We start from the raw sequence: 7,594 nt of genomic DNA, 5'->3' as shown, positions 1-7,594 counted from the left end.
GGAGCTGGGGAAGTCGGAGGTGCTGAAGGAGGTCGTGAGCTACGCGGAACCGACCGCGGCGCACCTGTACGATGCCGCGCGCAAGGGGGACCCGGCCTGCGAGGCGGAGATTCGGAACGGGGGGCACATCCTGGGGCTCGCACTCGGCAGCCTGGCGAACGTGCTTAACCCGGACGCGATTACGCTCTCGGGCGGGCTGCTGGCAATGGGGGAGATGCTGCTCGAACCGATGCGGGCGGCGATGCGGTCGATGGTGTACGGGGCGGCGGGTGCGGCGAACGTCCGGCTGAGCGAGCTGGGCGAGAACGCGGGGCTGCTCGGGGCGGCGGCGGTGGCGCTGGAGTACCTCGAGGGGAGCTGAGGTTCGGAAATGGCGCGAGCCGCCCGTTCGGGCGGCCCGCGGTTGTCGGCTGGGAGGGAGACGAATCAGATACGGCCGGCCATCTCGCGGAGGCGGCGGATGCGCTCATCCAGCGGCGGGTGGGTGCTGAAGAGGTTGGCGAGTCCTTCGCCGCGGAAGGGGTTGGCGATGTAGAGGGCGGAGACCGCCTCCTGGGCAGGGGTCGGCTCCATGGGCATGGCGGCGATGCCGAGCTTTAGCTTTTCGAGCGCGCTGGCCAGGGCGAGGGGGTCGCCGGTGACGCGGGCGCCGGTTTCATCAGCGGCGTACTCACGCGAGCGGCTGATGCCGAGCTGGAGCAGCGTGGCAGCGATGGGCGCAATAAGGATGACGATGAGCGCGACGAGTGGGTTTTGTTCACGGTCGCGGCCGCCAAAGATGGAGGTCCACATGAGGACCTGGGCGATCATCGAAATGGCGCCGGCGATAGTCGCGACGATGGAGCTGGTGAGGATGTCGCGGTTTTTGACGTGGCCCATTTCGTGGCCGATGACGGCGCGCAGCTCGCGGACGGTGAGGAGCCGCCGGATGCCGGTGGTGACGGCGACCACGGCATGGTTGGGGTCCCGACCGGTGGCGAAGGCGTTGGGCGAGGGGTTTTCGACCACATAGATGCGAGGCATAGGCATGCGGGCGGCCTCGGCCACTTCGCGGACGATGGCGAAGAGGCGCGGGTCATCGGCCTCGGAGATTTCGTGTGCGCCAGCCATGGCGAGGGCGAGCCGGTCGCTGAACCAGTAGGCGAAGAAGTTCATCACGCCGGCAAACACGAGGAAGACGAGGGCCCCGCCGGTACCGCCGATAAAGCCGCCGACGGCAACCAGCAGGCCGGTAAGGGCAGCGAGCAGGACGGTGGTCTTGACGAAGTTCATGGGTGGGACGTGGCTACCTCCTGCAATCGAGTATAGCTGCCGCCGAGAGCGGGGCGGGGTTCGCAAACGGGAAAGGCCGCTGAACCCCGTCTTTATTTTCAGGGATCGAAATGGCCCATGTCCTGCGTACCGTCTGTACCCGGCCCGCGCCCTCGACCTCGAGCGGGCCGGGAAACACCGCAAGGGGGTTCTCGATGAGGTTTGTTCGAATGCGGGGCGCCGTGTTGCTTGCCGCGGCCGGCATTGCGGCCATTGGGATGGCCTGCGGCGGCGACGACGAGGAAGAAGAGGCGAGTCCGATTCCGACGGCCCCGGCGGCGACGGCGGACATCGTCGACACGGCCGTGGCCGCTGGCAACTTCACCACGCTGGCGAAGGCGCTGGAAGAGGCCGGGCTGGTGCAGACGCTGAAGGGCGAGGGGCCGTTCACGGTGTTCGCGCCGACGGACGAGGCGTTCGCGGCGCTCCCGGCGGGCACGCTGGATTCTCTCCTGGCCAACAAGGATGAGCTGACGAAGGTGCTCACCTACCATGTGGTGGCTGGCCGGGTGACCTCGGACCAGGTTTCGACCATGACTGAGGCGACCACGGTGGAGGGCTCGAAGCTCATGATCCGCGTCGAAAATGGCCAGGCGCGCATCAACGATGCGACGGTGGTCACGGCGGATGTGCAGGCAACGAACGGCGTCATCCACGTGATCGACCGGGTGCTGATCCCCGAATAGGTCCGGAAGCAGGCGAACTCGCAGCGGGCAGGGAGCTCTCCCGGCCCGCTGCCTGTGCGGCCAGGGAGGCAGCTACCGGGCCATGCCGTGGTATTCCGGGTTGGGGAGGACGCCGGCGCCGCTCATGAGCCGATTGGTGAAGTTGAACATGGCGGTCACCTCGACGATGTCCCAGGCGTCCTCGTCGCTGAAGCCGACAGTGCGGAGCTCGTCGATGTCGTCTTCGGTGACGGTGACCGGGTCGAGGGTGAGTTTGACGGCGAAATCGAGCATGGCCATCTGCTTCTCGGTGAGGCCGGCCTTGCGGTAGTCCAGGGTAATGCGGTCGCCTTTGACGGGGTCCTTGAGGATGGCGCGGAGGGCGAAGCCGTGGGCGGTGAGGCAATAGAGGCACTGGTTCTGCATGGAGACGACGACCGCAATCATCTCGCGCTCGGCCTTGCCGAGGCCGGGGGTCGGCTCCATGACGGACTGGTAGTGGGCGTACCACTTGAGCATGCGGTCGCCGCGCCAGGCGAGGGCACGGAAGACGTTGGGAACGAAGCCGAGGCGTTCTTCGAGCTGGGCGAACAGGGCGCGGGCCTCTTCGGAGAGCTGGTCGCGCTCGAGGACGGGGAACCACGAGATGCGTTCGCTGGTCATGGGGGGAGAATGCGCGGGGTGTGGGCGTGCGTCAACGGGCGGGTCAGTTGACGCGAGGGTCGGCGGGGGCCCAGGCGAAGAGGGCGAGCTTGCCGGGCTGGCGGCGGAGGGCGCGGCGCCAGAGGGTGGTCGGGTCGGCGGTGAAGGCGTCCTCTTCGAGCGCGGGGACGACGAACCAGGCTTCCTCTTCGATTTCGCCCTCGAGCTGGCCGGCGGACCAGCCGGCGTAGCCGGCAAAGACGCGGGCGGATTCGAGCGCGGCGGCGAGGTCTTCGGGAGGGCGGGAGAGGTCGACGAGGCCGGTACGGCCGACCACGGCGGTTGCGGGCGTGAAGCCGGGGCGAAACTGGCCGAGCGCGATCGCGGCGGTTGGCTCGACCGGGCCGCCCTGGAAGATGACGGGCGGTGCGGCGGCGAGTTCGGCGAAGGCGGGCAGGTGCTCGTGGACGGGCGCTGAGGAGAGCGGGCGGTTGAGGACGAGGCCCATGGCACCGTTTTCGTCGTGGAGGCAGACGAGGACGACGGTGCGGAAGAAGTTGGGGTCGACGAGCGAAAGGGAGGCAACGAGGAGCCTGCCGGCGAGCGATTCGGCCACGGTGGGATCATGCCGAAGGCGGCGGGCAGAGGCCAGCGGCCGGCGGCTACAGGCGCGGGAGGGGGTGCGGGGGCCGGACGAACGTGCCGGCGGTGACCGTCAGGCGGGGACGCCGGGCTGAGCGGATTCGTGGAGGCCGATGATGCCGCGGGCGGCGAGGTCGGCGAGGTCGCCCGGGGTGAGGCCCAGCTCGGCGGCAAGGACCTCGGCGGTGTGCTGTCCGAGCAGCGGTGCGGGCTGGAGTTCGACTTCCGAGTCGCTCAGGTGGATGGGCGGCCCGAGGAGCTGGAATTCGCCAACGGTGGGGTGGTTGATGGTCCTGATCATGTTGCGGGCGCGGAGATGGCGGCTGGCGAGGATGTCTTCGGTATCGAAGACGGCGCTGCAGGGCACGCCGTGGGCGGCGAGGTGTTCCATGGCTTCGAACTTGGTCCGCTGGCGGGTCCATTCGGCGATGATCTCCCAGAGGGCGTCGCCGTTGGCGTGCCGGTCGCGGACGGTGGCGAAACGGGGATCGAGCCCGAGCTCAGGGCGGTCGATGGCGGTGACGAGGGCGTCCCACATGCGGGAGGTGACGACCATGATGTAGAGGTAGTCGTTCGGCCCGCCGGGGGCGCAGGGGTAGAGGTCGGTGGGGACGACGGTGCGGTTGCCGCGGCGCTGGATGGGGCTGTCGCGCCATTCGCGCTGGGCCATGGGTTCGCGCATGAAGTTGGCGATGACTTCCTGCATGGAGATTTCGACTATCTGCCCGCGGCGGGTTTTCTGGCGCTGTAGGACGGCGGCGAGGATGCCGAGGGCGGTGTGGACGCCGGAGCCGGTATCGCCGAAGGTGGCGCCGGGGCGCATGGGCGGACCATCGGGGGTGCCGGTGACGCTGAAGGCCCCGCCAGCGGCCTGAGCGACCATATCGAAGCAGAGGTATTCGGCGTACGGGCCGGTGGTGCCAAAGCCCTTGATGGTGGCATAGATGATGCCGGGATTGATGGCGCTCAGGGTTTCATAGGCGAGGCCCAGCTTCTCCATGGTGCCAAAGGAGAAGTTTTCGACGACCACGTCGAAGCGCGGAACGAGATGGAGGAAGAGGTCGCGGCCCTCCGGCGTATCGAGGGCGATCGCGAGGCTCTTCTTGTTGTTATTGAAGGAGAGGAAGTAGTAGGAGTCGCGGCCCTTTCCTGCGACGTGGCGGCCAGGATCGCCGACGCCGGGGCGCTCGACTTTGACGACCTCGGCGCCGAGCCAGGCGAGATACTGGGTGCAGGTGGTGCCGGCTTCGTACTGGGTGAGGTCGAGGACTTTGAGGCCATCGAGTGCTGCCATGGCGGACCCCCGGGGCCGGGATGCCGGGGAGTGTAGCAACGCCTGCGACGCCTGTCGCGGGGGTTAGGGACCGGAGCGGCTCCCGCGGCCGGGGCGAGGGGTGAGGGCCTTCGCCCCGGCCAGCGGGATGTGTCGTCCGGAAGCCGCCCGGGACGGCTCTGGATGCACCGCGGCCGTGACGACGGCTCGCGCTCGAGCACGCCCACGTCCCGGGCCGCCGCGGACGTTTCACGGGCGCCGGCCGAGGTGACCGTTGCGCACGAGGGACCCGAGGGTGTCGCAGATGACGCGGGTGGCCATCAGGGAGGTGATGTCGGAGCAGTCGTAGGGCGGCGAGCACTCGACGACTTCGATGCCGGCCAGGGGCTCCTTCGCGATGAGCTGGATGAACTTGAGCACTTCGCGAGGGAGGAAGCCGCCCGGCTCGGGCCAGCCGGTGCCGGGGACGAAGGCGGCGTCGAGGCAGTCGACATCGAAGCTGAGCCAGACGGCATCGGCGCCATCCCAGGCCACCTCGAGCGCCCGGCGGGCGGCCTCTTCGATGCCCATTTCCACGCAGTCATTGACCGTGAGGATCGTGGTGCCGCGCTCCCGGCCCGCCTTCACTCCGGGCCGCGGGGCCTGCCACCCGCCGATGCCGATCTGGACGAGGTTGGTGGCCGGGACGTTCGGGATATTCGTCGCGTGGAACCAGGGCGTGGTGTGCATCCGCTCGTCCAGGTCGTACTCCTGGGTATCGACGTGGCGGTCGAAGTGGATGATGCCGAGCTTCTTGCTCCCGAGGTGTTCGGCGACGCCGCGGACGGTGGCGTAACCGATGGAGTGGTCGCCGCCGAGCACCACGGGGAAGGCGCCGCTGGCGTAGACGTGGCTGACCGCCTTCGCAATCTGGTCGAACGTCTTTTCGATGTTGGCCGGGATGGTGAAGACATCGCCGAGGTCGGCAATAGTGAGCGACTCCCGGAGGTCGACGCCCAGCTCGAAGCTGTAGGTGCCGTAGAGGGCGGAGATTTTGCGGATTCCCTGGGGTCCGAAGCGCGTCCCCGGGCGGTAGGTGGTGCCGCCATCGAAGGGAGCGCCGAGGATGGCGACATCGAACTGCCCGCATTTCCGCACATCCTCCAGGTAGGGGGCTTTCAGGAAGGTGTTGATGCCGGCGAAGTGCGGGAGTTCGCCGCGGCTGAAGGTGGGGATGGTGCGGTCGCGGAGGGAATCGGCGGCGGGCAGGCCGAGTTCGAGGCCCCGGGCGACCTCCTCCTCCCAGCGCGTCGTGGGGAGGCTGGCCTCGGCCTCGACGGCGTAGCGGGCTTCGGGGCCGTAGCGGTCGTGCAGGTGGAGAGGGTTGTGCGAGTGGGTCATGGCATCCTCCGGGCAGGCTGAGTTGGGCAGTGCGGGGCATCCGCACGCTGGCTGACGTTCACGGGCGAACGAGGATGTCGCGGCAGCGGTCAGACCGGGACCTCGACCGACCCGACCAGGGAGAGCACCCGGTCGCGCAGGTCGAAGAAGGCAGGCTCCCGGCGCAGCGACGGCGAGCGCTGGCGGGGGAAGGGCACCGGCACGTCGGCTCGGACGCGGCCGGGGCTGGCGGCGAACACGTAGATGCGCTCGGAGAGGTAGACGGCTTCGTCGACATCGTGGGTGACGAGCACGATGGTGGTGCCGGTCTGGAGCCAGAGGTCGCGCAGGAATTCGTGCATGCCGGCCTTGGTCTGGACATCGAGGGCGGCGAACGGCTCATCGAGCAGGAGGACCTCCGGCCCGGTGGCGAGGGCGCGCGCGATCGCGACGCGCTGCCGCATGCCGCCGGAGAGCTGCGACGGGCGGGCGTTGCGCCAGTCCCTGAGCCCGACGACGCCGAGGTAGTAGTCGACCACTTCGCGGGCGGCGCGGCGATTGACGCCGGCCAGTTCGAGCCCGAGCGCGATGTTCTGTTCGACCGTTCGCCAGGGCAGGAGCGAATACGACTGGAAGACGACGCCGCGGTCCGGACCGGGGCCGAGAATGGGCTGGCCTCCGATGAGCGCCGTCCCGCTGGTCGGGGACTCGAGACCGGCGAGGATGTTGAGGAAGGTGGACTTGCCGCAGCCGGAGGAGCCGACGATGCTGACGAACTCGCCCGGCTGGATGGCGAGGCTGATGTCGTAGAGCACCGGAACGGTCCGCCCGCGGACGGTGAACTGCTTGGAAAGGTTGCGGGTTTCGAGGCTGGCGCTCATGGCGGTTACTCCTGGGACCAGGGGGCGATGCGGTTGCGCAGGTGCCGGAGGGCGAGGTCGGTGGTGAGGCCGATGAGGCCAATGACGACCAGGACCGCGAAAATTTCGTCGACGCGGAGGAACTTGCCGGCGATCGAGATGCGCCTCCCGAGTCCTTCATCGGCGGCGAGCACTTCGGCCACGACGATCAGGTTCCAGGCGGCGGCGAGGTTGACGCGGGCGGTATCGATGATGCCGGGGAGCGTGTGCGGCAGGATGATGTGGCGGAACAGCTGGGGCGTGCTGGCACCGAGGGTGCGCGCGACGCGGACCAGCTCGGTCGGCACCTGCCAAACCGTGTTGGCGACCATGATGGTGTTGAAGAAGACGGTGCCGAGAATGATGAGGGTGACCTTGGGCTCCTCGCCGATGCCCTGCCAGATGAGCAGCAGGGGCACGAACGCCGTGGCGGGCAGGTAGCGGAGGAAGCCGATGAACGGCTCGAAGAGGGCGTTGACGGCACGGTACGAGCCCATGGACAGGCCCACCGGGATCGCGATGGCGAGGGAGATGGCGAACCCGATGCCCACGCGCCGCACGCTGGCGGCCGTGTCCGTGAAGAGCTGACCGCTGGTGAGGAGACGCTCGAAGGCCGACAGGACGTCGGTGGGCAGGGGCAGGAAGACGCGGCTGACCGCCCCGCTTGCGGCGAGGAGCGTCCAGAGGACAAACGGAAGGGCGAATGACAGCGCAGCCAGGCCGACCAGCGCCGGCCGGGGGACCTGCCCCCCAAACTGCAGCGCCGTGCGCTGGCGCCGCCCGCCGAGGGGCCGCGGGCGGAC

9 protein-coding genes are annotated in these 7,594 nt (G+C 68.8%); 2 read left to right on the top strand and 7 right to left on the bottom strand.

The window, feature by feature from the left end:
- A partial coding sequence (locus VAE46_RS08725) for an ROK family protein (protein WP_322796543.1) occupies positions 1–361 on the top strand: 361 nt, incomplete at its 5' end.
- A gap of 65 nt (positions 362–426) precedes the next feature.
- On the opposite strand, the gene VAE46_RS08720 is transcribed toward VAE46_RS08725, so the two are convergent.
- Positions 427–1,272, bottom strand: coding sequence for a zinc metalloprotease HtpX (locus tag VAE46_RS08720; protein WP_322796542.1), 846 nt, complete (start codon positions 1,270–1,272; stop codon positions 427–429).
- Positions 1,273–1,466: 194 nt separating this feature from the next.
- Between VAE46_RS08720 and VAE46_RS08715 the strand changes: the two genes are divergently transcribed.
- A complete protein-coding gene (locus VAE46_RS08715) occupies positions 1,467–1,997 on the top strand; it encodes a fasciclin domain-containing protein (RefSeq protein ID WP_322796541.1) in 531 nt (176 codons plus the stop codon).
- A gap of 72 nt (positions 1,998–2,069) precedes the next feature.
- On the opposite strand, the gene VAE46_RS08710 is transcribed toward VAE46_RS08715, so the two are convergent.
- The 6 genes from VAE46_RS08710 to VAE46_RS08685 form a co-directional block, all read right to left on the bottom strand.
- Positions 2,070–2,639, bottom strand: coding sequence for a peroxidase-related enzyme (locus tag VAE46_RS08710; protein ID WP_322796540.1), 570 nt, complete (start codon positions 2,637–2,639; stop codon positions 2,070–2,072).
- 43 nt (positions 2,640–2,682) lie between these two features.
- On the bottom strand, positions 2,683–3,234 hold the full coding sequence (locus tag VAE46_RS08705) for a YqgE/AlgH family protein (protein ID WP_322796539.1): 552 nt from the start codon (positions 3,232–3,234) through the stop codon (positions 2,683–2,685).
- A 99-nt stretch (positions 3,235–3,333) separates the two neighbouring features.
- Positions 3,334–4,554 (bottom strand): CaiB/BaiF CoA transferase family protein, encoded by a 1,221-nt coding sequence (locus VAE46_RS08700; RefSeq protein WP_322796538.1) that lies wholly within the window; start codon positions 4,552–4,554, stop codon positions 3,334–3,336.
- 228 nt (positions 4,555–4,782) lie between these two features.
- Complete coding sequence (locus VAE46_RS08695) at positions 4,783–5,913, bottom strand: agmatinase family protein (protein ID WP_322796537.1); 1,131 nt, start codon at positions 5,911–5,913, stop codon at positions 4,783–4,785.
- Between the two features lie 89 nt (positions 5,914–6,002).
- Entirely contained in the window at positions 6,003–6,773 is a 771-nt protein-coding gene (locus VAE46_RS08690; protein ID WP_322796536.1) for an ABC transporter ATP-binding protein, read from the bottom strand.
- 5 nt (positions 6,774–6,778) lie between these two features.
- On the bottom strand, positions 6,779–7,594 hold an 816-nt coding region (locus tag VAE46_RS08685; RefSeq protein WP_322796535.1), incomplete at its 5' end, for an ABC transporter permease.

It is taken from the genome of Tepidiforma sp. (genome assembly GCF_034433535.1).
Taxonomy (GTDB): domain Bacteria; phylum Chloroflexota; class Dehalococcoidia; order Tepidiformales; family Tepidiformaceae; genus Tepidiforma.
This window is presented reverse-complemented; position numbering and strand designations above follow the sequence as displayed.

Bases quoted from the DNA above. Each gene is read 5' to 3' on its own strand.
- VAE46_RS08720 (WP_322796542.1), bottom strand. From the start codon at position 1,272: ATGAACTTCGTCAAGACCACCGTCCTGCTCGCTGCCCTTACCGGCCTG.
- VAE46_RS08715 (WP_322796541.1), top strand. From the start codon at position 1,467: ATGAGGTTTGTTCGAATGCGGGGCGCCGTGTTGCTTGCCGCGGCCGGC.
- VAE46_RS08710 (WP_322796540.1), bottom strand. From the start codon at position 2,639: ATGACCAGCGAACGCATCTCGTGGTTCCCCGTCCTCGAGCGCGACCAG.
- VAE46_RS08700 (WP_322796538.1), bottom strand. From the start codon at position 4,554: ATGGCAGCACTCGATGGCCTCAAAGTCCTCGACCTCACCCAGTACGAA.
- VAE46_RS08695 (WP_322796537.1), bottom strand. From the start codon at position 5,913: ATGACCCACTCGCACAACCCTCTCCACCTGCACGACCGCTACGGCCCC.
- VAE46_RS08690 (WP_322796536.1), bottom strand. From the start codon at position 6,773: ATGAGCGCCAGCCTCGAAACCCGCAACCTTTCCAAGCAGTTCACCGTC.